The organism is Streptomyces sp. NRRL F-5123, assembly GCF_000721495.1.
Classification (GTDB): domain Bacteria; phylum Actinomycetota; class Actinomycetes; order Streptomycetales; family Streptomycetaceae; genus Actinacidiphila.
In genome coordinates this window covers 38,246-64,306 of the sequence record NZ_JOHY01000016.1, presented here as the reverse complement: position 1 = coordinate 64,306, position 26,061 = coordinate 38,246, and the positions used below count along the sequence as shown (strand labels likewise).

At 75.9% G+C, this 26,061-nt stretch carries 20 protein-coding genes; 9 read left to right on the top strand and 11 right to left on the bottom strand.

Annotated features, from left to right (window positions below; genetic code table 11):
- Positions 1 to 14: 14 nt before the first annotated feature.
- From IH54_RS0116950 to IH54_RS0116940, 3 genes are all read left to right on the top strand, one after another.
- Positions 15 to 1,667: an amidohydrolase gene (locus tag IH54_RS0116950; RefSeq protein WP_031517580.1), complete on the top strand. Its 1,653-nt coding sequence runs from the start codon at positions 15 to 17 to the stop codon at positions 1,665 to 1,667.
- A gap of 574 nt (positions 1,668 to 2,241) precedes the next feature.
- Positions 2,242 to 4,062, top strand: a complete 1,821-nt coding sequence (lnt, locus tag IH54_RS0116945) for an apolipoprotein N-acyltransferase (protein ID WP_043181244.1) — start codon at positions 2,242 to 2,244, stop codon at positions 4,060 to 4,062.
- Positions 4,059 to 4,949 carry a polyprenol monophosphomannose synthase gene (locus IH54_RS0116940; RefSeq protein WP_052397542.1) on the top strand — a complete coding sequence of 297 codons (891 nt, stop codon included), beginning with the start codon at positions 4,059 to 4,061 and terminating at the stop codon, positions 4,947 to 4,949. The genes lnt and IH54_RS0116940 overlap by 4 nt, the downstream gene beginning before the upstream one ends.
- Positions 4,950 to 4,999: 50 nt before the next feature.
- On the opposite strand, the gene IH54_RS0116935 is transcribed toward IH54_RS0116940, so the two are convergent.
- Entirely contained in the window at positions 5,000 to 5,788 is a 789-nt protein-coding gene (locus IH54_RS0116935) for a DUF1345 domain-containing protein (protein WP_234343566.1), read from the bottom strand.
- A gap of 90 nt (positions 5,789 to 5,878) precedes the next feature.
- On the opposite strand from IH54_RS0116935, the gene fxsA reads away from it, so the two are divergent.
- Positions 5,879 to 6,481, top strand: a complete 603-nt coding sequence (fxsA, locus tag IH54_RS0116930; protein WP_078862278.1) for an FxsA family membrane protein — start codon at positions 5,879 to 5,881, stop codon at positions 6,479 to 6,481.
- 217 nt (positions 6,482 to 6,698) lie between these two features.
- Here fxsA and IH54_RS0116925 read toward each other — a convergent pair whose 3' ends face one another.
- On the bottom strand, positions 6,699 to 7,073 hold the full coding sequence (locus IH54_RS0116925) for an RNA polymerase-binding protein RbpA (protein WP_031517570.1): 375 nt from the start codon (positions 7,071 to 7,073) through the stop codon (positions 6,699 to 6,701).
- Positions 7,074 to 7,329: 256 nt separating this feature from the next.
- The gene (locus tag IH54_RS0116920) at positions 7,330 to 7,956 is read right to left on the bottom strand and encodes a YczE/YyaS/YitT family protein (protein ID WP_052397549.1); all 627 of its coding nucleotides are present in this window, start codon (positions 7,954 to 7,956) and stop codon (positions 7,330 to 7,332) included.
- Between the two features lie 183 nt (positions 7,957 to 8,139).
- Here IH54_RS0116920 and IH54_RS0116915 point away from each other — a divergent pair, with 183 nt between their 5' ends.
- Entirely contained in the window at positions 8,140 to 9,630 is a 1,491-nt protein-coding gene (locus tag IH54_RS0116915) for a PLP-dependent aminotransferase family protein (protein ID WP_031517565.1), read from the top strand.
- Between the two features lie 270 nt (positions 9,631 to 9,900).
- Here IH54_RS0116915 and IH54_RS0116910 read toward each other — a convergent pair whose 3' ends face one another.
- Complete coding sequence (locus IH54_RS0116910; protein WP_052397541.1) at positions 9,901 to 11,493, bottom strand: hypothetical protein; 1,593 nt, start codon at positions 11,491 to 11,493, stop codon at positions 9,901 to 9,903.
- Between the two features lie 112 nt (positions 11,494 to 11,605).
- Positions 11,606 to 11,800, bottom strand: a complete 195-nt coding sequence (locus IH54_RS0116905) for a hypothetical protein (RefSeq protein ID WP_031517563.1) — start codon at positions 11,798 to 11,800, stop codon at positions 11,606 to 11,608.
- Positions 11,801 to 12,035: 235 nt separating this feature from the next.
- On the opposite strand from IH54_RS0116905, the gene IH54_RS0116900 reads away from it, so the two are divergent.
- From IH54_RS0116900 to IH54_RS0116890, 3 genes are all read left to right on the top strand, one after another.
- Positions 12,036 to 12,677, top strand: coding sequence for a uridine kinase (locus IH54_RS0116900; protein ID WP_031517562.1), 642 nt, complete (start codon positions 12,036 to 12,038; stop codon positions 12,675 to 12,677).
- A gap of 62 nt (positions 12,678 to 12,739) precedes the next feature.
- A complete protein-coding gene (locus tag IH54_RS0116895) occupies positions 12,740 to 13,756 on the top strand; it encodes a GNAT family N-acetyltransferase (RefSeq protein ID WP_031517561.1) in 1,017 nt (338 codons plus the stop codon).
- Between the two features lie 581 nt (positions 13,757 to 14,337).
- A complete protein-coding gene (locus tag IH54_RS0116890) occupies positions 14,338 to 15,171 on the top strand; it encodes a M23 family metallopeptidase (protein ID WP_031517560.1) in 834 nt (277 codons plus the stop codon).
- Positions 15,172 to 15,258: 87 nt separating this feature from the next.
- Here IH54_RS0116890 and IH54_RS47715 read toward each other — a convergent pair whose 3' ends face one another.
- The 4 genes from IH54_RS47715 to IH54_RS0116870 form a co-directional block, all read right to left on the bottom strand.
- Entirely contained in the window at positions 15,259 to 18,216 is a 2,958-nt protein-coding gene (locus IH54_RS47715) for an AAA family ATPase (protein ID WP_043181241.1), read from the bottom strand.
- Between the two features lie 440 nt (positions 18,217 to 18,656).
- Entirely contained in the window at positions 18,657 to 19,817 is a 1,161-nt protein-coding gene (gene rho / locus IH54_RS0116880; protein WP_031517556.1) for a transcription termination factor Rho, read from the bottom strand.
- Between the two features lie 358 nt (positions 19,818 to 20,175).
- The gene (locus IH54_RS39865) at positions 20,176 to 21,411 is read right to left on the bottom strand and encodes a D-alanyl-D-alanine carboxypeptidase family protein (protein ID WP_078862276.1); all 1,236 of its coding nucleotides are present in this window, start codon (positions 21,409 to 21,411) and stop codon (positions 20,176 to 20,178) included.
- Positions 21,412 to 21,604: 193 nt separating this feature from the next.
- Positions 21,605 to 22,615: an LLM class flavin-dependent oxidoreductase gene (locus IH54_RS0116870; RefSeq protein ID WP_031517553.1), complete on the bottom strand. Its 1,011-nt coding sequence runs from the start codon at positions 22,613 to 22,615 to the stop codon at positions 21,605 to 21,607.
- 213 nt (positions 22,616 to 22,828) lie between these two features.
- Between IH54_RS0116870 and IH54_RS0116865 the strand changes: the two genes are divergently transcribed.
- A complete protein-coding gene (locus tag IH54_RS0116865; protein WP_031517552.1) occupies positions 22,829 to 24,148 on the top strand; it encodes a transglycosylase family protein in 1,320 nt (439 codons plus the stop codon).
- Between the two features lie 80 nt (positions 24,149 to 24,228).
- On the opposite strand, the gene IH54_RS0116860 is transcribed toward IH54_RS0116865, so the two are convergent.
- Positions 24,229 to 25,233 carry an aldo/keto reductase family protein gene (locus IH54_RS0116860; protein ID WP_031517551.1) on the bottom strand — a complete coding sequence of 335 codons (1,005 nt, stop codon included), beginning with the start codon at positions 25,231 to 25,233 and terminating at the stop codon, positions 24,229 to 24,231.
- Between the two features lie 103 nt (positions 25,234 to 25,336).
- On the bottom strand, positions 25,337 to 25,996 hold the full coding sequence (locus tag IH54_RS0116855; RefSeq protein WP_031517550.1) for a hypothetical protein: 660 nt from the start codon (positions 25,994 to 25,996) through the stop codon (positions 25,337 to 25,339).
- Positions 25,997 to 26,061: the final 65 nt, after the last annotated feature.

Sequence of the window (26,061 nt, the reverse complement as noted above, 5' to 3'; positions counted from 1 at the left end):
GGGAGACTGGGGGGATGCGCCCCGGTTCCACCACCCAGTCCCAGCCCAGCGGCATGCGCACCCTCATGCTGCGCGGCGGCTTCGTCTACAGCCCCGCGGACCCCTTCGCGACCGCGATGGTCGTCGAGGGGGACACCGTCGCCTGGGTCGGCGGCGAATCCGCCGCGGACTCCTTCGCCGACGGCGTGGACGAGGTCGTCCAGCTCGACGGCGCACTCGTCACCCCCGCCTTCACCGACGCGCACGTGCACGTCACCTCCACCGGCCTGGCCCTGACCGGGCTGGACCTCACGGGCAGCGGGAGCCTGCGGGAGGCCCTGGAGCGGGTCGCCGCGCACGCCGGCGCGCACCCGGCGGACCGGGTGCTGCTCGGGCACGGCTGGGACGAGACGGCATGGCCCGAGCGCCGGCCCCCCACCCGCGCGGAGCTGGACGCGGCGACGGGCGGCCGCCCGCTGTACCTGTCCCGCACGGACGTGCACTCCGCGGCCGTCACGAGCGCGCTCGCCGCCCTCGTGCCCGACCTCGCCGGCCGCGCGGGCCACGACCCGCAGGCGCCGCTGACGCGCGACGCGCACCACGCCGTACGCCGGGCCGCGTACGCCGCCGTGACGCCCGCGCAGCGCGACGCGGCCCAGCGGGCGGCGCTGCGGCACGCGGCGGCGCAGGGTATCGGCGCCCTGCACGAGTGCGCGGGCCCGGAGATCTCCTCGCAGGACGACCTGACGGCCCTGCTCGCGCTCGCCGCGCAGGGCGGGGTGCCGCGGGTGCTCGGCTACTGGGCCGAGCCGGTGACCGGCCCCGCGGACCTGGAGCGGCTGCGCGACCTCGGCGCGGCCGGCGCCGCGGGCGACCTGTTCGTGGACGGCTCCCTCGGCTCGCACACCGCCCACCTGCACACCCCCTACGCCGACGCGCCGGGCAGCACGGGCGTGGCGTACCTGGACGCCGGGACCGTCGCCCGGCACCTGCTGCTCTGCACGCGGGCCGGGGTACAGGCCGGCTTCCACGCGATCGGCGACGCCGCCGTGGACGCCGTCGTGGCGGGCGTGCGGGCCGCGGCCGCGGACGCGGGCCTCGACAGGGTGCGGGCGCTGCGGCACCGTGTGGAGCACGCCGAGCTGCTCTCCCCGGACGCGATCGCCGCCTTCGCCGAGTTCGGCCTCGTCGCGTCCGTGCAGCCCGCCTTCGACGCCACCTGGGGCGGTCCTGACGGCATGTACGCGCAGCGCCTCGGCGCCGAGCGCGCCGCGGCCCTCAACCCGCTCGCCGCGCTCAGCCGCGCGGGCGTGCCGCTCGCCCTCGGCTCGGACAGCCCGGTCACCCCGCTGGACCCGTGGGGCGCGGTGCGGGCCGCGGCCTTCCACCGCACCCCCGCGCACCGCATCTCCGCACGCGCCGCCTTCACCGCCCACACCCGCGGCGGATGGCGCGCGGCGGGCCGGGACGACGCGGGCGTGCTGGTGCCCGGCGCGCCCGCAGACTACGCCGTCTGGGGCGTCGGTGACCTGGTCGTCCAGGCGCCCGACGAGCGCGTCGCCAACTGGTCCACCGACCCGCGCTCGGGTGTGCCCGGGCTGCCGGACCTGACCCCGGGCCGCGAGCTGCCGGCCGCGCTGCGCACGGTCGTCGGCGGCCGTACGGTCCACGAGCGGCCGAACGGGTGAGCGCGGCGCCGTCCGGATGGGGCCGAACGGTGTGCCCTGGCCGGTCGGCGGCGTGTCGCACGGCCCCCGGCCGGTCCGCACTGACCTGCTGATTTGGCGAAACCGCGCAGGTCACAGGGCTGTTGACAGTTGCCCGCCGAGGGCGAGTAGGTTCGGCGAAGTCCACCACAGGACGCCGGACCGGGGGTACTCGCGAGGGCGTCGAACGCCGCTGGGCCGTGGGGCGTCGCGCCGCACGTGCACGCCGCCACTGGCAGCCAGGTCCAGCGCGCCCGACGCCGAACGCGGCTCGCCAGTGGGCCTCTCCGCCCGTGAGGGTACGGAGGGTGAGCACCGCCCGATCGGCAGGTGGGACCCGGGAAGGGCCCGGACGCCCAGTAGACAACGGCCTCGGCGGACGCGCAGCCAGCGCGCCCCGGGTCGGCCCGAAGGGTGTCCGGGCCCGTTCCGCAGCAGCGGGGCTTTGGACCTGACAGGTTGAGGTGGGAAGCTTTGCCCACCTGCGGCCCGCCCGGGCGCCATCCCGGGGTACGGTCGCCTCCACCACGTCTCCACCTGCAGGAAGGCCGCGATCGTGCGCCTGCGCCCCGAAGCCGCGAGCGCGGCGCCCCCGGCTGGACCCGGCGCGCCGGAACGCGACGACGCCCCGGCGCCGTCCTCCGCAGCCGAGCCCCCGCACAGCCCGGCAGCCGACGGCCGGCCGCCTGCTGCCGCCGCGGAGCGGCCCGTACCCGCCGCGGATCCGGCTGATACGGCCGCCGGCGGCGCGCCCCCGGCCGATGACGCCGGGCCCCGGCCCGACGCCCCCGCGCCCCGCGCCAACCGGCGGCGGCGGTTCGCCGCACTGGTCCGGCGGATGTGGCGCAGCAGCGCGGTCGCCGCGGCCGCGGGGCTCGCGCTGGCCGCCGCCTTCCCGCCGTACGACGTGTGGCCGCTGTCGCTCGCCGCCGTCGCCGCCTTCGCGCTGCTGATGCGCGGCCGGACGGTACGTCAGGGGGCCTGGCTGGGCTTCGCCTTCGGGCTGCCGTTCTTCATCTGGCTGCTCCAGTGGCTGCACACCGTCGGCTGGGACGCCGTGGTCGGGCTCGCGGCCATCGAGGCGTGCTTCCTCGCCGCGCTGGGCGCGTTCATGGTGCCGGCCGTGCGGCTGCCGGGCTGGCCGGTGTGGGCCGCGTGCCTGTGGGTGACCGAGGAGCTGGCCCGCGACCGGCTGCCCTTCGGCGGCTTCCCGTGGGGGCGGCTCGCGTTCGCCAACACCGGATCGCCCTTCACCCCGCTGGCCGCGCTCGGCGGCGCGCCGCTGGTGTCCTTCGCGGTGGCCCTGAGCGGCACGCTGCTGGCTGCCACGGCGCTCGCGCTGGTCCGGCTGCGTCCGGAGCCGCGCAGCGCCCGTACCGCGCTGTCCGCGGCCGGCGCGCTCGTGCTGTCCGCGGCGGTGCTCCTCGCCGGGCTGCTGGTGCCCGTGCCGACGGACGCCACCGACCATGTGCGCATCGCCGTCGTGCAGGGCAACGTGCAGCAGCCGGGCATGCACTTCCTGGGCCGCCCGATGATGATCCTGGACAACCACGTCAAGGCCACCCTCGCGCTCGCCGCCGACATCAAGGCGGGCAAGGTGCCCAAACCGGACCTGGTGCTGTGGCCGGAGAACTCCTCCGACCTCGACCCGTTCAGCCACCCGGCCGCGTACGACAAGATCACCGAGGCGGTGCAGGCGGTCGGCGTCCCCGTCCTGGTCGGGGTGCTGGTCGACGGCCCCGACGCGGACCACGTGCAGAACGAGGGCATCGTCTGGGACCCGGTGAAGGGGCCGGGCGCGCACTACACCAAGCAGCACCCGGTGCCGTTCGGGGAGTACGTGCCCTTCCGCGAGGAGCTGACCAAGGTCATCAGCCGGCTCGACGAGATCCCGCGCGACTTCTACCCCGGCAGGACCACCGGGGTGCTGCAGATCGGCCCGGCCCGGCTCGGCGACGTGATCTGCTTCGAGGTCGCCTACGACGGCATCGTGCGCGACACCGTGAACGCCGGCGCCCGGGCCGTCGTCGTCCAGACCAACAACGCCACCTACGGCGAGACCGGGCAGCCCGAGCAGCAGCTCGCGATGTCCAGGCTGCGCGCGATCGAGCACGGCAGGGCCGTCGTCACCGCCGCGACCAGCGGGATCAGCGCGATCGTCGCTCCTGATGGCAAGATCGAGCAGCGCAGCAAGGAATTCACGCAGACAGTGCTCAACGCCGACATCCCGCTGCGCGACGGCAAGACCCTCGCCGATCGCGTCGGTGCGGCACCCGAGTGGACTCTCGCTATGGTGGGGCTCCTGTCCTGTGCGGCTGCCGTCGCGCTCGGCAGGCGCGAGCGCACCCGCACGGCGAAAGGGCAAGAGCAGCAGTGAACGACGGCGAGCAGCGGACCTTCGGCCCGCTGGGCAAGGTCCTGGTCATCATCCCGACCTACAACGAGGCCGAGAACGTCGTGCCCATCGTGCGGCGGGTGCGGGCCGCGGTGCCGGAGGCCGAGATCCTCGTCGCCGACGACAACAGCCCCGACGGCACCGGCAAGCTCGCCGACGAGCTGTCCGCCGCCGACCCCGCGGTGCACGTCATGCACCGCAAGGGCAAGGAGGGCCTGGGCGCCGCCTACCTCGCGGGCTTCCGGTGGGGCATCGACCACGGGTTCGACGTCCTGGTCGAGATGGACGCCGACGGCTCCCACCAGCCCGAGGAGCTGCCGCGGCTGCTCACCGCGCTGAAGAGCGCCGACCTGGTGCTCGGCTCGCGCTGGATCCCCGGCGGCCGGGTCGTGAACTGGCCCAAGAGCCGCGAGTTCATCTCCCGCGGCGGTAGCACGTACTCCCGGCTGATGCTCGGGGTGACGCTGCGGGACGTGACGGGCGGCTACCGCGCCTTCCGCAAGGAGACGCTGTTGGGCCTGGGCATGGACGACGTGGCCTCCGCCGGGTACTGCTTCCAGGTCGACCTGGCCTGGCGCGCGGTCAAGGCGGGCTTCCACGTCATCGAGGTGCCGATCACCTTCGTCGAGCGGGAGCGCGGCGACAGCAAGATGAGCCGCAACATCGTCGCCGAAGCGTTCCTGCGGGTCACCGCGTGGGGCGTCAGCTCGCGCGCCGGGCAGCTCACCGGCCGCAAGGCCGACCCCGGCGCTCCGGCCGCCCCCGCCGAGCGGCCCGCGGAGGGCGCGGGCGCGGTCTCCGTGCCCGAGCAGGCGGCGCCCGCGGCGGCCGAGACCGCCGAGAGCCCTGCCGAGCGGGAGTCGCACTAGGGCGTGTCGGACACGGCCTGGCGCCGCCTTCGGCGGATCGCCGGGGATCGCTAGCGGAGGATGTTCACCGCCCGCGCGACCACCAGCACCACGGTCAGCAGCGACACCGCGGACTGCGCCAGCATCAGCGCCTTCGCCCACCGCGTCAGCGGCATGACGTCGGTCGGGCTGAAGGCGGTGGAGTTGGTGTACGACAGGTAGAGGTAGTCGAAGAAGGCCGGCTCCCAGTGCGCCGGCGCCATCTCCGGCATCTGCATCTGGACGAAGAGGAAGTCGGGCACGTCCCGCTCGCCCTGGGCACGGGCGGCGGGGCCGCCGCGGTCCAGCTCCCAGTACAGCAGCCCGAAGATCACGATGTTGATCAGCCAGATCGCCCCGCCGGTCAGCAGCAGCGGGCCCGCGGAGGCGCCCTCGGTGCCCCGTACGAGGCCCGCGACGAGCCGCACGGCCCCGTAGGCGTTCGCGCCGCCGATCGCGAGCGTGAGGGCCAGTTCCAGCGCGCGGTACGTCCGCGAGGCGCGCTCGATGCGGTGCGGGTTGCCGGCGATCAGCGCGACCAGCAGCGCCAGCTCCACGACCGGCATCAGCCACCGCGGGTGCACCATGAGCCGCGCGGGCAGCGCGAACTGGATCCCCACCACGGCCAGCACCGTCGACGTGGAGGCCCACCGCGGCTCCCCGCGGGTGGCTCTCCGCCAGGCCGGCGGACGCGGCGCCGCGGGCCCGTCCGCCGCGGGCCCCTCCTCGGGGGAGGGGCCCGCGGCGGCCCGGTCCGGCGGCGGTACGGGGGCGGGCGCCGGCTGCGGCTCGGGCTGCGCGCCGGGCGGGGTGTTCGTCACGCCGCACATCGTGGCGGCGCGGCGGCCACGCCGTCCATCGCGGGCGGGGGACCGACCCGGGCTTTACCTGCTCTTTGGCACACTTGAGCTATGACGACGAGTTCCTCGCGCCCCGTCCGACCGCAGCCCGGGCAGCAGCAGCCGCGGCAGCCGCGGCGGCGCTCACGCGCCCGCACCGTGGTGCCCCTGGTGGTGGCGGCCTGGGCCGTGCTGGAGATCTGGCTCATGACGGTGGTGGCGTCTGCCACCAGCGGCCTCGTCGTGCTGCTGTGCCTCGTCGCGGGCCTCGTACTGGGCGCCGCGGCCGTCAAGCGCGCCGGGCGCAGCGCCTGGCGGAATCTGACGGCCACCGTGCAGGTGCCCGGGGGCGGGCCGGGTGAGGGGGCGCCGGTGCCGCCGACCGGCAGCGGCGGGCGCACGGGCCTGCACATGCTCGGCGGGCTGCTGCTGATGATCCCCGGCTTCCTCTCCGACGCCGTGGGCCTGCTGCTGCTCTTCCCGCCGACCCGCAAGCTCGCCGGGGCGCTCGCCGAACGGCTGGCCCGCCGCTCGCTGCGGCGCCACCCGGACGCCGGGGCCGGCTCGATCAGCGACCTTTTCCAGCAGGCGCAGCAGGCCGGCGATCAGGCCCGGATGCGCCGCCCGGACGGCAAGGTCATCCAGGGCGAGGTCATCGACCACCACGACCGCTGAGCCGGACGCCCCCGGCGCGGGGCCGGGGGCGTGAGGGAGTGTGAGCAGACTCACCCGCGGGCTCGCCCGTACGCGGACATCGCGAACCGTACGCGCATCCCCGCGGGCTCGCGCGTACGCGGACACACGACCGCCCGGCCGGGGGACGCGGCGTCGCGTCCCGCGCCGGGCGGGGAGTCCGGGGCACCCCGGGGGTCCCCCGGGGCATCGGGTCGGGTCAGGCGGTCTTGCGGTTGTCTCGCGGGTGCACCGCGATGTTCATGGCGCCGGAGCGCAGCACGGCCAGCCGCTCGGCCAGCACTTCCTCCAGCTCTTCGAGCGTGCGCCGCTCCATGAGCATGTCCCAGTGCGTGCGCGCGGGCTTGGTGGTCTTTTCTTCCGGGCCTTCGCCGTCCACCAGAAGCGCGGTCTGGCCGCAGGCGCGGCACTCCCACTCCGGCGGAATCTCGGCCTCGACCGAGAACGGCATCTCGAATCGATGGCCGTTCCGGCATGCGTACTCAACGGTCTGGCGCGGGGCCAGATCGATGCCGCGGTCGGTCTCGTAGCTGGTGGCCCCGAGTCGCGTGCCGCGGAGAGCTCGCTCACTCATGAATCGTGCCTCCCGGGCTTGGTCGCCCACAGGACAGGTGTCGCTGTCGTCGTCATCCGGTCAACGTCCGGTCGGCGGTGAAGATTCCCGAAGTGGGAGATGCGTCGCCCGTCGTGTCGCCCCTGTTTGTACCCGCCGATGCCCGTTTTGTCACATCCGGGACAAGATGTCACCCGGCATTGTCATATCTTTTGCGTGCAGTAACGGTCAAGCCGGAGGGCCAACCGCGTACACTACCCGTCCGCGCGCCCCTGGGCTAAATCGTGTCCGCCATCACGCGTTCCCGCGCGGCGGACCCGGCCGCTGCGGCGGAGGGTTCCGTACCCGGCTCCAGGCCGCCGAAAACGCGCAGGAAGAACTGCGCCAGCGGTCCTATCGCCAGCGCGTAGAGCACCGTGCCCACGCCCACGCCGCCGCCCAGGACGAAGCCGACCGCCAGCACCGTCAGCTCGATCGCGGTCCTGATCAGCCGCAGCGAGCGGCCCGTCCTGCGGTGCAGCCCGGTCATCAGGCCGTCGCGCGGGCCGGGCCCGAAGCGGGCGGCGATGTACAGGCCCGTCGCGGCCCCGTTGCCCACCACGGCGGCCGCCAGCAGCGGTATCCGCCCGCCCAGTGCCTCGACATGCGGCACCAGCGCGAGCGTCACGTCGATCGCGCCGCCGACCAGGAAGACGTTGGACACCGTGCCGAGGCCGGGCCGCTGCCGGATCGGCCACCACAGCAGCAGCACCACCGCGCCGACGACGATCGAGACGTTCCCGATGGCGATCCCGGTGTGCCGGGACAGGCCCTGGTGGAAGACATCCCAGGGGTCCAGTCCCAGATCCGCGCGGATCATCAGCCCGTCGGTCGCGCCGTACAGCAGCAGCCCGGCGTACAGCATGACGAGGCGGGCCACGGGCAGCGGGCCGCGGCCCGCCACGAGCCGCCCGAGCCGGGACGGAGGAAACAGGCGTACAGGTGACAAAGGAGCCCCCGGATGGTGGTCATACGGATACGCATGACACTCTGTGGCTCGTAAGCAGAGCTTCTCCAGGGCCAATTCGCGGAAGGTGGACTGAATTCCATGTCGCAGTGGACCGCGTCGGTGAGTGCCGCGCATCTGGCCAGGCTGCTGTCGCCCGGACCGCAGGCGGCTGCGGGCGGCCGCAGGCTGCCCGCCTACCGCGGGCTCGCCGACGGGGTGCGGCTGCTCGTCCTGGAGGGCCGCGTCCAGGTCGCCGCCCGGCTCCCGGCCGAACGCGAGCTGGCCCTGGCGCTGGGGGTGAGCCGGACCACGGTCGCGGCCGCGTACGAGGCGCTGCGCGCCGAGGGCTTCGCGCGCTCGCGGCGCGGCGCCGGCAGCTGGACCGCGATCCCCGACGGGCACGTGCTGCCCACCCGCGGCCTCGAACCCCTCCCGCCGGACGCCGCGGGCTCCGTCATCGACCTCGGCTGCGCGGCGCTCCCGGCCCCCGAGCCGTGGCTCACCCAGGCCATGGAGGGCGCCCTCGCCGAACTGCCCGCCTACGCCGCCACCCACGGCGACTTCCCCGCCGGGCTGCCCGTGCTGCGCGAGGCCATCGCCGACCGCTACACCGCGCGCGGGGTGCCGACCATGCCCGAGCAGATCATGGTCACCACCGGGGCGATGGGCGCGATCGGCGCCACCGCCCGCCGCGTCGCCGGGCACGGCGAGCGCGTCGCCGTCGAGTCGCCGAGCTACGCCAACGTCCTGGAACTCTTCCGCGAGACCGGCGCCCGGCTCGTCCCCGTCGCCCTGCGCGAAGGGCTCGGCGGCTGGGACATGGGCGCGTGGCGCCGCGTGCTGCGGGACGCCGCCCCCCGGATGGCGTACGTCATGCCCGACTTCCACAACCCCACCGGCACGCTCGTCGGCGACGACGAGCGGCGCGAGCTGGTCGAGGCCGCCCGCGCCGCCGGGACGGTCGTGGTGGCCGACGAGACGATGGCCGAGCTGACCCTCGACGGCGACGAACCCGGCGTGCGCCCGATGGCCGCCTTCGACCGCGGCGGCACCGTCATGACCGTCGGCTCCGCGAGCAAGGCGGTGTGGGCGGGTCTGCGCATCGGCTGGGTCCGCTCCACGCCCGACGTCGTCCGCCAGCTGGTCTCCGCGCGCGCCTACCTCGACCTCGGCTCGCCGGTCGTCGACCAGCTCGCCGTCGCCTGGCTGCTGCGCGGCGGCGGCTGGGACCAGGCGCTCGCCACCCGCCGGGTGCGCGCCCGCGAATGCCGCGACGACCTCGCCGCGGCGCTGCGCGAGCACACGCCGGACTGGGACTTCACCGTCCCGCGCGGCGGCATGACGATGTGGGTCCGCACGGGTGACGTGTCCGGTTCCCGGGTCGCGGTCGCCGGCGAACGCCTCGGCGTACGGGTCCCGTCGGGGCCGCGTTTCGGGGTGGACGGGGCGTTCGAGTCCTACGTCCGCATCCCCTTCACGGTGAGCGGCCCCACGGCGCAGGAGGCTGCCGCCAGGCTCGCCGCCGCTGCCACGGTCGTCCGCTCGGGGGGCGCCCCCGACGCGGACCCCACGGGGCTGTTCGTGGCCTGAGCCCGGCTGCCGCGCGGGGCGAGCGTTCTTGGGGCGCGGGGACTGCGCGACCAGCCCACCACCGGCCGGTGGTCCGAAAACAACAGCAACCGCCCCTCCGTGCCGGTGACGACCCGCGCCCCGGTGGGGCCGGCCGCGCTTCCCGCCCGGAGCTTCGCCTGGGAGGCACCCCCACGCGCCCCTGAAAACGCTCGCCCGGCGTCGCAGCCGCAGCCGGAAACGCGTGCCCGGCGGCGCCGGCCGCACGCCCCCCGGCAGGGGCGTACCGGCCTACGTCAGGTCCGCGACCGTGCGGATGACGTCCTTGCGGAGGGACGGGGCCGCGGCCTCCGGGGCCGGGGCCGGGGTGGGGGCGGGGGCGCCGCCCGGGAGGAGGGCGAGGACGGCCTCGCGATGAGCGGCGCGGCACTCCGCGTCGTACGGGTCGGGCGCCGCCGGGACCTGGAGGCGGAGGACGGGCCCGGTGCCGAGCCGCGCGTACCCCCGTCCGGGCGGGACGTCCGCCGCCGGCGTGCTCCCCGGCGCCGCACCCAGCACCGCCTCGACGTGCTCGGGTGCCAGCCGCCCGAGGACGACCCGGGCGCGGGTGTGGGCCACGACGACGGGCGCGAGCCCCTCCGTCGCGTCGAGCTGGTCGGCGACGGCCACCGCGACGTTCGCGGCGCGCCCGTGCCGCAGGGGCACGTCGAGCAGCAGCTGCGGGTCGGGGCGGCCCTCGGCGAGGGCGAGCTGGGTGAGGGCGGTGGGCCGGTCGACGAGGATCCACAGCGGGCGGCGCGCGTCGTCGTCGACCGGGCGGCCCTCCTGTCGGGCGCGGTTGACGGCGACCAGCCGCCGCTCGGTCTCGTGCGCGGCCCATTCGAGCGTGGCGGCGGCGCCGAGCACGCCGTCCTCGACGGCGAGCACGCCGGGCCGCCCGGTCAGGAACGCGTACTCGCCGGCGCCGCTGCCGTCCACGACGACGACGTCTCCGCCGGCCAGCGCCTGGAGGGCGATGCAACGCAGCAGGCCGGTGGTGCCGGTGCCGGGCTGGCCGAGGGCGAGCAGATGCGGCTCGGTGGAGCGGGCGCCGGTGCGCCACAGCACGGGGGGCGCGTCGCGCGGTTCCGCGCCGTCGCCGCCGGTGACCGGCAGCGTGCGGGCCACCGCGTCCGGGTCGGTGAAGCCGAGCACCGTCTCGCCGGGGGCGGTGACGAAGCGCTGCACGGCGATGTCGGTGGCCAGCGGCGGCAGAGCGGTGAGGACGAGGCGGTTGTCCTCCTCGTTCCAGTCGAAGCGGTATTCGCGGCCCCGCCCGGCCTTGGCGTGCAGCAGCTGCTCGACGCGGGCCCGGGCGTCGGCCTCGCCGTCCGTGAAGTACGCGGGGTAGCGCAGTTCGAGCCGGACGAGCCGGCCGTCCTCGAAGTCGTAGGAGCCGAAGGCCTTCTCCCAGCCGCCGTCGTACGTGTAGAGCGGCGCGGGGTCGGCGGGGTCGGAGAGGTACGGCACCAGGGCGTCGTACAGCGCGCGCAGCCGGGCGGTCTCGGCCTCGCCGGGGCCCGCGGGGGTGCGGGCGGCGCGGTCGCGGCCCATCCAGGCGGCGGAGGCGAGCACGGCGGCCAGGGCGAGCAGCGGCCCGTACGGCATCATCACCAGGACCACGACGCCGGCGGCGGCGAGCAGCAGCGCGGGGCCGCGGCGGTCCTTGGGGGTGCGGGCCCACCAGCCGCCGGCCCAGGCCGCCTGGCGGCGCATACCGCGGCCGATGGTGATGACCGGGTGCAGGACGTCCGAGGCGCCGTCCGCGGCGGTGCGCGCCAGGTCCCGGCCGCGGGCGAGCGCGGGACGGCTGGTCAGGATGCTGGGAAGGGGGCGCCTGGACACGGCTTGCTCCATGGGTGGCTCGGATGTGCTGGGGGTGCGCGGGGGGAGGGACCGCGAGCGACCCGGGAGCGGGCGCGCTCCCGGGTCCTGGGGGTGGCGTCGTGCCGACGGCCTAGATCTTGATCCCGCCCAGCAGGCTGGCCAGGCTCGCGCCGCCCGCCGTGATGCTCGGGGCGATGGCGGTGCTGGCGAGGTAGAAGCCGAAGAGCGCGCTGACGATGCCGTGGGACATCTTCAGACCGTCCTTGCGGAAGAACAGGAAGACGATGATGCCGAGCAGGACGACACCGGACATGGACAGGATCATGGGCTTTCTCCTGGGTGAGGGGGACGGTCACCATGAGTTCCTCCAGGGTCACAAAAAGTCATGAATCCCGCTCGGCGGCATATGGGTGATTTGTAGAGAATTTCAACCATCAGGGTGGGTTGACCCCCGCGGGATCACACGCACGGCGCTCGCAGAGCCCCGCGGCCGTCCCGCCCGATCGGGTGACGGCGGGCCCTCTCGTCCGCCCCGCGGGCGGCTCCGGCAGGATGAGCGCGTGCAGTTCACGCCGATCAGCCGGCCCCGGCTCGCCGCGGCCCTCGCCGAGAAGATCGCCGGACAGGATCCGCCCGCCGGGCCGTGGTGGAGGGTCGCCGTTGACGGCGCGCCCGCCGCCGGCACCGCGGAACTCGCCGACGACCTGGCCGCCGCGCTGCCGCCGCTCGGCCACCCGGCGCTGCGGGTGCGCGCGGCGGACTTCTGGCGGCCCGCGTCGCTGCGGCTGGAGTACGGGCACGAGGACGTCGACGCGTACTACCAGCTGTGGCTGGACACCGGTGCGCTGCGCCGCGAGGTCCTCGACCCGCTCGGCCCGGGCGGCAGCGGGCGCGCCCTGCCGTCGCTGCGCGACCCCGGCACCGACCGGGCCACCCGCGCGGAATACGTCGAGCTGCCGCCCGGCGGCGTCCTGGTGCTGGACGGGCCGCTGCTGCTCGGCCAGGGCCTGCCGCTGGACCTGACGGTGCACCTGCGGCTGTCGCCCGCCGCGCTCGCCCGCCGTACGGACGAGGCGGAGCGCTGGACGCTGCCCGCCTACGCGCGCTACTCCGACGAGGTGCTGCCGGAGGAGACCGCCGACGTCACCGTCCGCGCCGACGACCCGCGGCACCCCGCGTGGACGGGCGGGCAGTCCGGATGAGCGTCGTGACCAGGCTCCGCCTTGCCCTCGGCGGCCGGGCCCCGCTAGCGTCCTCGACCACCATGACTGTCGCCACCGCGCCGCTGACTCCCGAGCACATACCCCTGGCCGTGCAGCGTTACGACCGCTGGTTCGCCCGCGCCCGGCGCCCGCCCTCGCAGCGGTCCTGGCTGGCCGACGGACCCGTGCGCGGTGAGGACCTGGTCGGCCGGCTGCACACGGTGCCCGGCCTGGAGGCCTGCCGCGCGCTCGACGGCGACGGAAACATGATCGGCTACCTCGCTGCCCAGCCCGTCACACTCGCCGCCGACGACCCCGCGGGCCTGCGCACCCACCCGCGCTCCGCGCTCGTCCCGTACGGCGGCCACGCGCTGCCCGGCGGGCGGGAGACGGAGGTGCTGCGCTCGCTCTACGCCCGCATCGCCGAGCGGCTGGTCGCCGACCGGCGGCTGGTGCACTACGTGCAGGTGCCCGCCGGCGAGGTGGCCACCGCGCCCTGGGCCGACCTGGGCTTCGGCCGCGAGCTGGTGCACGGGCTGATGGCGGTCAAGGCCCGCGGCCGGCAGCCGCGCGGGGTCGAGGGCCTGGGCATCCGGCGCGCCGGGCCCGGCGACCTGCCGCAGATAGGGCGGATGGCCGCCGAGTCCTCCCGTCGGCAGCGCGGCACCGCGGTCTTCCAGCCGCAGCCCGAGGCCGCGCTCGCCGCGCTCCGGCTGCGCTACACCGACGCGCTCGCCGACCCGCGCTGCGGCGCCTGGATCGCCTCCCGGCGCGGCGAGGAGATCGCCATGGTCGTCCTCGTCCCCGCCGGTCCGGACCCGGTGATACCCGAGTCGTGCGTGGAGCTCGCCGAGGCGTACGTGGAGCCGTCCGCGCGCGGTGAGGGCATCAGCCGGGTGCTGCTGGCCACCGCGCTGGCCTGGGCTTACGACAACGGGCACCGCTACATGTCGGCCCGCTGGCACTCGTCCTCGCCGCTGGCGGCGGGCCACTGGCCCGCGGTCGGCTTCCGGCCGGTCGCCTACCGGCTCAGCCGGACGCTGGACGCCCGGATCGGCGGGGCGCCGGGGACGTTCTGACCCCTCATCGACGACAAAGTGCATGAACGTGAAATAAGCCCGTATATCGGACATTTCACGGTGATGCGGGTCACGCCGGGCGAATCGTGTGTCCGGTGTCACCCGCCCACTACCGTGTGCTCCGCATCCGCGCACCCGCTGTTCGCGTCGCGGGCCGAATGTCGCGGTGGGTACGGTGCCGGTCTGCGGACGGTGAGCGGCGTGGGCACGTACCGGATCGTGCGGGTGGCACGCTGTGACCGCCGGTAAGGGTGGAATCGGGCGGCATGCCGGGTTTGCTTGCCCGGCGCTCGCGGGGTCGTCTAGCTTCGCCGTTACCGCGGGCCGGACGTCCGCGACAGCCGCCGGGCGGAACGCCGAATCCTGCCGCCGCCCGGGCGCAGCACCATCCGAGCTGCAAAGGGCAGGAGCGGGGGACCCAAGGTAGGCCGCCGTCCGGGACGAGTCCCGGACGGCTCGGGGTGAAGCCGTGCCGCCGTACCGCCGCGCACCGGACCGGAGCGCGCGCACCGCGGCCGCGGCCGGGCATCTCCAGCCCGAACCCGACAGCTCACCTCGCAGGCGTAGGAGAGGAATCCCCCATGCCCGCACAGGGTCAGCACCGCAAGCCCCGCTCGCTCAACCGCCTCACCCGCGTCTGCCTCGTCGCCGGCACGGGCGCCGCCGCCGTGGCGCTCCCGCTCGTCGGCGTCGCCCAGTCCGCGTCCGCCGCCGAGCCCGCCAAGGCCCCGGCCGCGGCGACCGCCAAGGCGCAGGACTACACCGTGGTCCGCGGCGACACGCTCGCCAAGATCGCCACCACGCACCACGTCAAGGGCGGCTGGAAGGCGCTCTACGACGCCAACAAGAAGGCCATCGGCGCCAACCCGTCGCTGATACGCCCCGGCCTGCACATCACGCTGGACACCACCCCGGCCGCCGCGCCCGCCGCGAAGGCCCCCGCCAAGAAGGCAGCCCCGGTGAAGAAGGCCGCCGCGGCCGCTCCCGCCGCCGCCAAGAAGGCCGACACCGGCTGGACCAGGCCGGTCGGCGACGCCGCCATCGGCACCGGCTACAAGACCGGCGGCAGCATGTGGTCCTCCGGCCACCACACCGGCGTCGACTTCCTGGTCTGGAGCGGCACCCCGGTCCACTCCGTGGCCGCCGGCACCGTCGTCCACGCGGGCGCGGACGGCGCCTACGGCAACGACGTGATCATCAAGCACGCGGACGGCAAGTACACCCTGTACGGCCACCTGACGCGCCCGGTGGTCTCGGTCGGCCAGACCGTCACCGAGGGCCAGGAGATCGGCATCTCCGGCGCCACCGGCAACGTCACCGGCCCGCACCTGCACTTCGAGGTGCGCACCACGCCGGACTACGGCTCCGACATCGACCCGGTCGCCTACCTCGGGTCCCACGGCGTCACCGTCTGAGCCACCGCCACCGCCCGAGCGGCACGGCTCCCGGTGCCCGTCCGGTCCTCGCGACCGGGCGGGCACCGGCATGTCCGGCCGCCCCGGTCAGCCGAACAGCCCGGCCAGCTCGCCCCGGGAGGCCACCCCGAGCTTCGGGTACGCCTTGTACAGGTGGTAGCCGACGGTCCGCGGGCTCAGGAACAGCCGGGCCGCGATGTCCTTGTTCGACAGGCCCTCCGCCGCCAGCCGGACGATCTGCGACTCCTGCGGAGTGAGCCCCGCCTCCACGTCCACCGGCGCCGCCGCCCGGCCCGACTCGGGCAGCGTCCCGCCCGCCGCGCCCAGCTCGCCCCGCGCCCGCTCCGCCCACGGGGCGGCACCCAGCCGCTCGAAGACGTCCAGCGCGGTACGCAGCCTGCCCCGGGCCTCGCTCTTGCGGCGCGCCCGGCGCAGCCACTCCCCGTACAGCAGGCCCGTGCGGGCCGACTCCATCGCCCGCCGGTGCGGGTCGTGCGCGTCGAGCGCGGCGAGGTAGTACGCCTCCGCGTCCGCCTCCGGTGCGCGCAGCGCCCGGCAGCGCGCCACCAGCGCCGCCGCCCAGCTCTGCCCGGACCGCGCCGCCCACGCCTCGAACCGTGCGAAGGACGCGTCCGCGCGCTCCGGCACCCCGAGCCGCACCGCCGCCTCCACCAGGTCCGGGACGCTGCGGGTGGCCGATATGTGGTGCCGCACCGACTCCTCGCCGAGCAGCGCCAGCTGCTCCAGCGCCGCCTGCGCCCGGCCGAGGCCCAGCTCCAGCAGGCCCTGCGACCAGTACGCCCACGGGGCGCCCGGCGCCATCGCCGTGCCCGAGCCGCCCGCGAGCGCCGCGTCCACCCGGCGGCGGCACCCGTCCTGGTCGCCGCGCACTGCCGCGACGTACGCGAGCGCACTGCTGAGCTGGCTCACCCACTGCCGCTGCCCGGTGTCCGCCGCGATCCGCAGCGCCTCCCGGGCAGTCGCCGCCGCGTCGTCGAAGCGCGCGTCGAAGATCTCCGCCTCGGCCCGGAAGAACAGCACCGTCGTGAGGCGCCCGACCCCGCCGCTCTCCCGGCCTTCCGCCGCGAGCACCGTGGTCAGCTCGTGCGCCTGCACGTCCTGGCCGAGCGTCAGGCCCACCCCGCACAGCATCACCAGATGCCCGGGATCGACCCGCCCGCCGTGCGCCGCGCGTGCCGCGGCCGCCGCCGCACCGAGGTCCGGCGGCACGCGCCCGGCCGAGCGCGGGCCCAGCGCGGCGACCAGGAAGTCGGCGACGGGAAGCTCGGGCGCGTCCGGCGGCAGCCGCAGCGCGTCCAGCCGGGCCAGGGTGCCGGCGACCTCGTCGCCGCCCAGATACCACGCGGTGTGCGTGGCCTGCACCAGCATCCGCGCCGCGCGCTGCGGATCGCCTTCGGCGGCCAGCGCCGCCCCCTCGATCAGCAGCCGGTGCGCGCCGGGGAAGTCGCCCTCCAGGAAGTCCGCGAGCCCCCGCACGTGCAGCGTCCGTGCGACGGCGAGCTGTTCGGCCCCGCCGGCCGGGAGTGCGGCAGGAAGACCGTCCCGGGGGCCACCGCCGTGCGGGGGGCGCGCGGCAGCGGTGCGGGCCGCGTCGCGTTCGGGGGCGCCCGTCCGTGCCGGTCCTGGGCTGTCGCCCGGCGCGCCGCCTGGGCCGTTGTCCGGCGCACCGCCCGGCCGGGCGCCGTTGCCGCGGGCCGGAGACCGGTCCGCGGCGAGCCGGGTCGCCAGGCGGGCGGCCTCGTCGGCGAAGGCGCGGGCGCGGGGGATCTCACCGGCCTCGGAGGCGGATTCCGCGGCGAGCAGCAGACGGCGCAGGCGGGCCGCAGGGTCGGTGCTGAGACGGGCCGCGCGGTCGTACGCGGCTGCGGCCGCGGTGTGGCCGCTGCGCTCGCGGGCGCGGCCTGCGGTGCGTTCCAGGGCGGCGGCCGCCGTCTCGTCGGGGCCGGTCGCGGCGGCTGCGAGGTGCCAGGCGCGGTGGTCGGCGTCGCGCTCGGGGTCGGCGGCGGCGGCCAGCGCGCGGTGCGCGGCCAGCCGTTCGGGGAGGGGGGCCCGCTGGTGGATCGCGGCCCGCACGAGCGGATGCCGGAAGCGCAGCAGCGTGCCGTCCACCGTGACGAGCCCGGCGTCCTGCGCGGGCGGCAGGTCCGCGACGCCCGCGCCCAGCTCGTCCGCCGCGCGCAGCACCGTACCCAGCTCGCCGGTGTGGTCGGCGGCGGCCACCAGCAGCAGGGTCTGGGTGGCCCGCGGCAGATGGCTGACCCGGCCGTGGAAGGCCAGCTGCAGCCGACTGGTCAGCGGCAGCGCGCCCGGCCCGGCCACCGCGCCGTCCGCGTCCCGCAGCCCCGCCGGGAGCTCCAGCAGCGCCAGCGGGTTGCCCTGAGCCTCCGCCATCACCCGGCGGCGCAGCCCGTCCGCCATCGGCTCCTCCCGCCCGGAGCGCTCGGCGAGCAGCGCGAGCGCCGCCGCCTCGTCCAGCGGCGCGGGGCGCAGCTCGGGCAGGCCCGGCGCGGGGAAGGCACCCTCGCCGTCGCGCGCCGCGAAGACCATGGCGACGCCCTCCGCGTCCAGCCGCCGCGCCGCGAAGAGCAGCGCGTCGGCGGACGCCCGGTCCAGCCACTGGGCGTCGTCCACCACGCACAGCAGCGGGCCGGCGCCCGCGTGCTCCGACAGCAGCGACAGCACCGCGAGGCCCACGAACATCGGCTCGACCGGGCCCGGCCCGACGCCGCCGAGTCCGAACGCCGCCCGTAGCGCCCGCCGTTGCGGCTCCGGCAGCGCGCCGTCCGCGCCCATCGCCGTACGCAGCAGCAACTGCAGCCCGGCGAAGGGCAGTTCCGCCTCGAACTCGACGCCCGAGCCGCGTACCACCGTCATGTCCGCGGCCTGGCCCACCGCGTGCTCCAGCAGCGCGGTCTTGCCGATGCCCGCCTCGCCGCGCAGCACCAGCGCCCCGCTGCGCCCACCCCGTGCCCCGTCCAGCAGGCCGCGCAGTGCCGCGGCCTCCCCGTCCCGTCCGTACAGCATGATCAGACGCTAGCCGACGTCCGCGGCGGCCGGCCCGCGGCGTGTCGCCCCGCTCCGCCGGCGAGCACGTCCCTCGGCGCGCTTCCGGCTCCGGCGGAGGCCCGGGGTGCAGGGGCGGGTGGGCCGAACGCGGCACGCGGGGCGGGGTGTTTCGGCCGCGGCGGCGAAGGGCGGCCGGCGCATGCCGCCGACCCGGTGCACGGGCTTCGTCCGTTTCCTCGGGCGGCGGGGTCGCACCCGGTCTCCTGCCCCAGCAGGTCGGCGCACGCGCGGCGGCAGCCGCGTCGAAGGTCCATGCGATCGTCATGAAGCCGTGCTGCAGGAAGACTTCGACCGGCGTCGTTCCCCCGGCCGCCGGGCCGGTCGTCCCCGTGAGCCCGATCGCGACGGCGGCTGCTGCGCGTACGGTCCGGCGGATATTCCCCCGGCCGGGCGCGGCCTCAGGTCCGGCGCGGGACGGTGCCCTGCACCTGCTGCAGGAAGGACGCGTTGTCGGGCGTGTGCCGCATCCGGTCCAGCAGCACATCGAGGGCGGAGTGCGCGTCGCGCCCGTGCAGCGCCTGCCGCAGCCCGTGCACCACCGGCAACTCGCGCGGCGGCAGCAGCAGTTCCTCGCGCCGGGTGCCGGACGTGAGGACGTCGACCGCGGGGAAGACCCGCCGCTCGGCGAGCGAGCGGTCCAGGTACAGCTCCATGTTGCCGGTGCCCTTCAACTCCTCGTAGAAGAAGCTGTCGGCGCGCGAACCGGTGTCCACCAGCGCGGTGGCCAGGATCGTCAGCGACCCGGCCTCCTCGGTCTGCCGCGCCGCCCCGAAGAGCCGCTTCGGCCCTTGCAGCGCGGCCGCGTCCACCCCGCCGGAGAGCGTACGGCCGCTGTGCGCCGCGGCGTTGTTGTGCGCCCGGCACAGCCGGGTCAGCGAATCCAGCAGGATCACCACGTCCTGCCCCAGCTCCACCAGCCGCTTGGCCCGCTCCACCGCCAGCTCCGCGAGCGCGATGTGCTCCTTCGGCGGCCGGTCGAAGGTCGAGGACAGCACCTCGCCGCGTACCCCGCGCCGCATGTCGGTGACCTCCTCCGGCCGCTCGTCCAGCAGCACCACCATCAGCACGCACTCGGGGTGGTTGGCGGCGATCGCGGCCGCGACGTTCTGCAGCAGCACCGTCTTGCCCGCCTTGGGCTGCGCCACGATCAGCCCGCGCTGGCCCTTGCCGACCGGCGCGAAGAGGTCCATGAGCCGCCCGGACAGCGCGCCCGAGCCGCGCAGCAACGGGCTCTCCAGACGCAGCCGTTCGCGCGGGTGCAGCGGTGTCAGCTCGGCGAAGTGCGGCCGGGGCGCGCCCGCGGGCCGCCCGTTGACGAGCTGGACCTCGGCGAGCGCGCCGGGCTTTCCGGCGCCGGGCTCTCCGGGCAGCCCGGTCACCAGGTCGCCGCGGCGCAGCCCGGCCGCGCGGATCCGGTCGGCGGGGACGTGCAGGTCACCGGGCGCGGGGTGCAGCCCGGGGGAGCGGAGGCGGCCCTGGCCGCCCTGGATGTCGAGGACGCCCGTCACGGGGGCGGCCGTCCCGGGCCGTACGTCCGGCCGTTCGAGAGTGCGGGTCATGTACATCGTCCTTTCGCGGACGGAAGAGAAGGAGGAGAGGAAGAGCGGGAGGAGCCGGAGGGGTGCGGCGCGAGCGGGGTCGTCACGCTCCGCGGACCGCGGACGTCGAGCGGCGGCCCGTGCCGAGGCAGGTCACCAGGGCGTCGGGGGCGAACCGGTGCGGACGCGTCCTGCGCGACCGCGGAAGGGGACCACCGGACCGGACGGGCGAACCGCCGGACGGGACGGAATTCGAAACCAGCACCGGCGCCGCGAAGAGGGCGGCGCAGAGAAGTGCTGTTCGCACTGTAGCACGCCGGGTCGTCGGCGGGAGGCCGCCGAGCGGATCCCGGCGTGCGAGGGCTCCGCGTGCGGGGCGTCAGCGGCCCCGGCCGCCACCCGCCTTGCGGCGCAGCAGCAGGACGGAGCCGGCCGCGAGCACCGCCAGGCCGCCGCCGACGTACCAGGCCCGCGCGGAGGTGTTGTCGTGCGCCGGGGAGGAGTGCTCGGCGGGAGCCGGGTGCGGTGCCTGACGGGCCGGTGCCGGGGCCTGCGCGGCCACGCTCTTGAGGTGGTAGGCGGTCGGCGCGGAGTTGAGGGTGCCGATCGAGGTGGTGTGCCCGGCGGCGGCGAAGCCCCAGTCCAGCAGCTTGCCGGCCTCGGTGTAGACCGCCTGCGGCAGGCCCGACTGCGGGTTCATGACCGTCACGATGAGGGTGCGGCCGTCGCGCTCGGCGGCGGCGACCAGGGTGTTGCCCGCGTTGGTGGTGTAGCCGTTCTTCACGCCGATCAGCCCCGGGTAGGGGTGCACGCCCTGGGCGCCGGTCAGCAGCCGGTTGGTGTTCTGGATCCCGAACGACTTGACGTAGTCGCCCTGCGCGTCGTGACCGCCGGGGAATTCGGCGGACGCCGTCGAGGCGTACGACGCGAAGTCGTGGTTGGCGAGCCCCGCACGGGCGAAGACCGCCAGGTCGTACGCGGACGAGACCTGGCCCGGGTTGTCGTAGCCGTCCGGCGAGACGACATGCGTGTCGTCGGCCCCCAGCATGCGCGCCTTGGCCTGCATCTGGGACACCGTCAGCGCGACGGACCCGTTCATGTGCGCCAGGACGTGCACGGCGTCGTTGCCCGATGCGAGGAAGACCCCGCGCCACAGGTCGGCCACGGTGTACGTCTGCCCCGGCTGCACCCCCACCAGGCTGCTGCCCTCGCCGATGCCCAGCAGGTCCTCGTCGGTGACCTTGTGCGTCTCGGACGCCGGGAAGCGGGGGAGCACGGTCAGCGCGAAGAGCGTCTTGAGGGTCGAGGCGGGCGGCAGCTCGCGGTGCGCGTTCTTGGCGGCGAGCACCTGGCCGGTGCGGGCGTCGGAGACCGTCCAGGACAGCGCGGAGATGCCGTCCGGCAGGTCGGGGGCGCCGTCCTGGAGGTCGACGTGCACGCCGGGCTCGGCCAGCAGCGCCCCCCCGGCCAGCTGGTTCGGGCTGCCGCCGCCCGTCCCGCCGTCCTCGGCACCCGCGGGGGCGGCGGGGGCCGCGAACACGGCGAGGCAGCAGCCCGCGCCGAGCGCTGCGGCGACGCGGAGCGGGATACGGGGGGCTGCGCGACGGTTGCTCATACGTTCACCGTATGAACGCCAATGCCTGTGCGGCGCGATGACCAGGCCCGTACCCCACCCCGAGGGGTGGCCCCTCTACGCCACCCGGCCCACTCACCGGCTGCGCGGGGCGCCCCTGAAAGCGGGTGCTCAGCGGCGTAGGCGCAGCCCTGGAAAAGGGGCGCCCCGCGGCGCAGGCGCGAGGTCCCGACGGCTAGGCGGCGAGGATCGTGGCGAGGGCGCGGTGGGACTCAAGGAGCAGACCGCGGTCGTACGTGCTGGTCGTCACCAGGTATTCGTCGGCCGCCGAGCGGGTGAGAAGGGCGGTGAGGGCGGCGGCCACCTCGTCCGGGGGGCCGGCGACGTGACCGGTGAGGGCGGCGGTGAAGTGGTCCCGCTCCGCGGGGGTCATCGCGCGGGACTCCACCGCCTCCGGCGGGGGAAGGGGCGGGAAGGAGCCGTGCGTGCGGGAGTACGCGGTGGACCAGGCCTCGGGGAGGAGGAGGCGGCGGGCCTCCTCCGGGGTGGGCGCGACGGCGACGGTGCCGGAGAGGGTGACGTGCGGGGCGGCGGCCCAGCGCGACGGCCGGAAGCCGGCGCGGTAGCGGTCGACGGCCCGCAGCATCGCGTCCTCGCCGCGTATCGCGCCGATGACCAGCGGCAGCCCGAGCCGCGCGGCGAGGTCGGCGCCGCTTCCGGTCGCCAGCAGGAAGGGCGCGGGCCGCAGGCCCTTCGCGGGCCACGCGTGCACCCCGGGGTGCGCGGGCTGCTCTCCGGTGAACCACCCGAGCAGCTCCGCGACCTGCCCGTCGAAGTCCTCCGCCGCGTCCTTGCCGTACCCGAGCGCCCGCCGTACGCCGCCGGTGAAGCCCACGGAGCGGCCGAGCCCCATGTCGATCCGCCCCGGGAAGAGCGCTTCGAGCACCCCGAACTGCTCGGCCACGACCAGCGGCCGGTGGTTGGGCAGCATCACCCCGCCCGTGCCCACCCGGATCCGTGAGGTCGCCGCCGCGACGGCCGCGGCCAGCACGGTGGGAGCGGAGCCCGCGACGCCCGGCACGGAGTGGTGCTCGGAGACCCAGAAGCGGTGGTAGCCCAGCGCCTCCGCCTCCCGGGCCAGCGCCACCGTGTCCCGCAGCGCCTGCGGGCCGTCCCCGCCCTCCCGGGTCCGGGAGCGGTCCAGGATCGAGAAGGGGGTGTCGCGCAGTACGGAGCTCACCCTCATTCCAACGCTCACGCCGTCCGGCCATTCCCGCCCGTTCCCGGGAGCCCCGATGAGAGTCCTGGGGCGGTCCCGGGGCAGTCCTGGGGGAACGCCCCGCCCCGAATGCGCCCTTGTGGCGCGCCCGGGGCGGGCCTACTCTGTGCCCGCCCGGCAATTCGGGCGTATGGCAGCCCGGCCTCACGGTGCCGGGCCGGTCCGGAGAGGACGCGTTCCATGGCCTTACGCGGGCGTCACCGCCGTTACCGCCCGAGCCGGGTCTCGCAGGCCTCGCTGACCGTCACCGCGGGCGGTGCCGGTCTGGCGCTGCCGCTCATCGGCCTGAGCACGGCCCACGCCGAGACCACCGGGGTGTGGGACAAGGTCGCCAACTGCGAGTCGTCCGGCAACTGGCACGTCAACACCGGGAACGGCTACTACGGCGGGCTCCAGTTCACGTCCTCCACCTGGAAGTCCTTCGGCGGCAGCGCGTACGCGCCGCGCGCCGACCTGGCCACCAGGAACGAGCAGATAGCCGTGGCCGAGCGGGTGCTGCGCAGCCAGGGCCCCGGCGCCTGGCCGGTGTGCTCGCGGCGTGCCGGGCTCACCCGCGAGGCGGCCACCGCGTCGCACACCGTGCACGTCCCGGCGGCGAAGACGCGCCCCGCGACCGCGCACACCACGGCGAAGACGCCCGCGAAGACGCCCGCGAAAACGCAGCCCAGGGCCACCGCGAAGCCGGGCGAGAAGAAGCCCGCCGCGGCGCCGCAGAAGAAGGCCGCCGGGCAGGAGCACTACACGGTCGTCCGGGGCGACACCCTCTCCGGGATCGCCGCCGACCGCCACGTCAAGGGCGGCTGGCCGCGCCTTTACGCCGACAACCGCGGCGTCGTCGGCGACGACCCCGACCTGATCCTCCCCGGCCAGCGGCTCGCCCTGGACGCCCCGCCCGCGAAGGCGGAGCCCAGGCCGAAGCCGCAGGCCAAACCGGCGGCCAAGCCCGCCGCGAAACCGGCGGCCAAGCCCGCCGCGAAACCGGCCGCCGAGCCCGCGGCCAGGCCCGCCGCGAAACCGGCGGCGAAACCGGCGGCCAAGCCCGCCGCCGAGCCCGCGCGGAAGAAGGCCTCCGAACCCGCCTCCGTCAAGCACTCCACGGGCTACACCCTGCCCGTGCACGCCGCGCTCGGCACCGGCTACCAGACCTCCGGCAGCCACTGGGCCAGCGGCCACCACACCGGCCAGGACTTCCTGGTCCCGACGGGCACCGCCGTGCACGCGGTGGCCTCGGGCAAGGTCGTCACCGCCGGGTGGGGCGGCTCGTACGGCTACCAGGTGGTGATCCGGCACGCGGACGGGCACTACAGCCAGTACGGCCACCTGTCGCAGATCTCCGTCAAGGTCGGCCAGCAGGTCACCGAGGGCCAGCGCATCGCCCGTTCCGGCTCCACGGGGAACGCGACGGGCCCGCACCTGCACTTCGAGATCCGCACCGGCCCGTCGTACGGCGACGACATCAATCCCCTGAGCTTCCTCCGCGCCCACGGCGTGAAGGTCTGACCGGCGCCCGGGCCGCCGCGAGAGGCGGCCCGGGAGCGCCGTACGGGGAGCCCCGCGGGGCCCCGCGGGGCCCCGCGGGGTCAGGGCCGCGCGGTGGGAACGTTCTCGTAGACCTTGAGCGGGTCGGTCACCGCGACCGGCGCGAGGATCGACTCGATGCGCTCCATCACCTCGGCGTCCAGCCGCACGCCGGCCGCCTTCGCGTTCTCGCCCACCTGCTCGGGGCGCGAGGCGCCCACGATCGCGGCCGAGACGTTCTTGTTCTGCAGCACCCACGCGACCGCGAGCTGCGCGAGGCTGAGGCCCGCCTCCGCGGCGACCGGCTTCAGCTCCTGCACCCGCGCGAGCAGGTCGTCGCGCATGAAGCGGCCGATCATGTTGGCGCCGCCCTTGTCGTCGGTGGCGCGCGAGCCCGCCGGGGGCTGCTCGCCCGGCAGGTACTTGCCGGTGAGGACGCCCTGGGCGATCGGGGAGAAGACGACCTGGCCGATGCCCAGCTCCTCCGACGTCGGGACGACCTCGCCCTCGATGACGCGCCACAGCGCCGAATACTGCGGCTGGTTGGACACCAGCGGGATCCGCAGCTCGCGCGCCAGCGCGTGGGCGCGGCGGATCTGGTCGGCGGTCCACTCCGACACGCCGATGTAGTGCGCCTTGCCGGAGTGCACGACGTCGGCGAAGGCCTCCATCGTCTCTTCCAGCGGGGTGAAGCGGTCGTAGCGGTGCGCCTGGTAGAGGTCGACGTAGTCGGTCTGCAGGCGGCTCAGGGAGTTGTCGATGGACTCCATGATGTGCTTGCGGGACAGGCCGCGGTCGTTGCGGCCGGGGCCGGTCGGCCAGAAGACCTTGGTGAAGATCTCCAGGCCCTCGCGCCGCTCGCCCTTCAGCGCGCGGCCGAGCACCGACTCGGCGCGGGTGCCCGCGTAGACGTCGGCGGTGTCGAAGGTGGTGATGCCGACGTCGAGGGCCGCGCGCACGCAGGCGGTGGCGGCGTCCTCCTCCACCTGGGAGCCGTGGGTGAGCCAGTTGCCGTAGGCGATCTCGCTGATGATCAGGCCGCTGCGGCCGAGGTGACGGTATTCCATGGTCAACGACCTTAATCCGCGTCCCGCCGCCGGTGAAGGCGGCCGTACGGGACGTGCCGCGCGGGCCTCGCGCGCCGGCCGGGGCGTACCGGCCCGGACCGGCTCAGCGCGTGCGGCTGGGGGAGACCAGCAGGAAGGGCTCGCCCTCGCGCGTGCGGTGCTCGGTGCACTGCCAGCCGTACCGTCCGAGCAGCTCCGCGCAGCGGGCGAGCGCCCGTATCGCCGCCGTACCGTCCGGGCCGCCGCGCCAGGTGACCCGCGGCTCGCCCTCCCGCTCCCCGGCGGCCGTCACGGCGTACCCCGGGGAGCCGGGACGGGCGGGAGGGCAGCCGGCGGCCTCCAGGGCGAGTGCGACGGCGTGCACGGGGCGGTCCCGCTCCCAGGGCGCGGGCGCGCCGGTCGACCCGTCGAGGAGCAGCGACCTGATCCGCAGCAGGCCCTCCCACGCGGTCGCCACCTCCGCGGCGCGCCGCGGGCCGCCGGGCGGGCCCGCCCCCGTCCCGTCGTCGGCGGCGAAGGTGTCGGCGGCGGGCGCGGGACGCCCGGGCGGCGGGACGTCGGGCCGGGCCGCCGTCAGGTCGGCGCGCAGCCGCAGGCCCTCCGGTGTGAGGTAGTACCCGTGGTGCCCGCTGCGCCCGTGGCGGACGGCGAGCCCGTGGGCGGCGAGCGCGGCGCACACGTCGGCGCGCGCGGCCAGCCGCCCCGTCACCGGGTCGGAACCGGTCAGCGCGCGCCGCTGGGCGGCCGTCAACGTGCCCTTCATGCGCCTTTCCTCCCGTCCCGTCACATCCTTTCCCGCACCGTACCGCGGGCCACCGACAGCGCCCG

What these genes read in the sequence shown, in the direction of transcription:
- IH54_RS0116950 (WP_031517580.1), top strand. Translation starts at nt 15, where the DNA reads ATGCGCCCCGGTTCCACCACCCAGTCCCAGCCCAGCGGCATGCGCACC.
- fxsA (WP_078862278.1), top strand. Translation starts at nt 5,879, where the DNA reads ATGACGACGAGTTCCTCGCGCCCCGTCCGACCGCAGCCCGGGCAGCAG.
- IH54_RS0116925 (WP_031517570.1), bottom strand. Translation starts at nt 7,073, where the DNA reads ATGAGTGAGCGAGCTCTCCGCGGCACGCGACTCGGGGCCACCAGCTAC.
- IH54_RS0116920 (WP_052397549.1), bottom strand. Translation starts at nt 7,956, where the DNA reads ATGCTGTACGCCGGGCTGCTGCTGTACGGCGCGACCGACGGGCTGATG.
- IH54_RS0116915 (WP_031517565.1), top strand. Translation starts at nt 8,140, where the DNA reads ATGTCGCAGTGGACCGCGTCGGTGAGTGCCGCGCATCTGGCCAGGCTG.
- IH54_RS0116905 (WP_031517563.1), bottom strand. Translation starts at nt 11,800, where the DNA reads ATGATCCTGTCCATGTCCGGTGTCGTCCTGCTCGGCATCATCGTCTTC.
- IH54_RS0116895 (WP_031517561.1), top strand. Translation starts at nt 12,740, where the DNA reads ATGACTGTCGCCACCGCGCCGCTGACTCCCGAGCACATACCCCTGGCC.
- IH54_RS0116890 (WP_031517560.1), top strand. Translation starts at nt 14,338, where the DNA reads ATGCCCGCACAGGGTCAGCACCGCAAGCCCCGCTCGCTCAACCGCCTC.
- IH54_RS47715 (WP_043181241.1), bottom strand. Translation starts at nt 18,216, where the DNA reads ATGCTGTACGGACGGGACGGGGAGGCCGCGGCACTGCGCGGCCTGCTG.
- rho (WP_031517556.1), bottom strand. Translation starts at nt 19,817, where the DNA reads ATGACCCGCACTCTCGAACGGCCGGACGTACGGCCCGGGACGGCCGCC.
- IH54_RS39865 (WP_078862276.1), bottom strand. Translation starts at nt 21,411, where the DNA reads ATGAGCAACCGTCGCGCAGCCCCCCGTATCCCGCTCCGCGTCGCCGCA.
- IH54_RS0116870 (WP_031517553.1), bottom strand. Translation starts at nt 22,615, where the DNA reads ATGAGGGTGAGCTCCGTACTGCGCGACACCCCCTTCTCGATCCTGGAC.
- IH54_RS0116865 (WP_031517552.1), top strand. Translation starts at nt 22,829, where the DNA reads ATGGCCTTACGCGGGCGTCACCGCCGTTACCGCCCGAGCCGGGTCTCG.
- IH54_RS0116860 (WP_031517551.1), bottom strand. Translation starts at nt 25,233, where the DNA reads ATGGAATACCGTCACCTCGGCCGCAGCGGCCTGATCATCAGCGAGATC.
- IH54_RS0116855 (WP_031517550.1), bottom strand. Translation starts at nt 25,996, where the DNA reads ATGAAGGGCACGTTGACGGCCGCCCAGCGGCGCGCGCTGACCGGTTCC.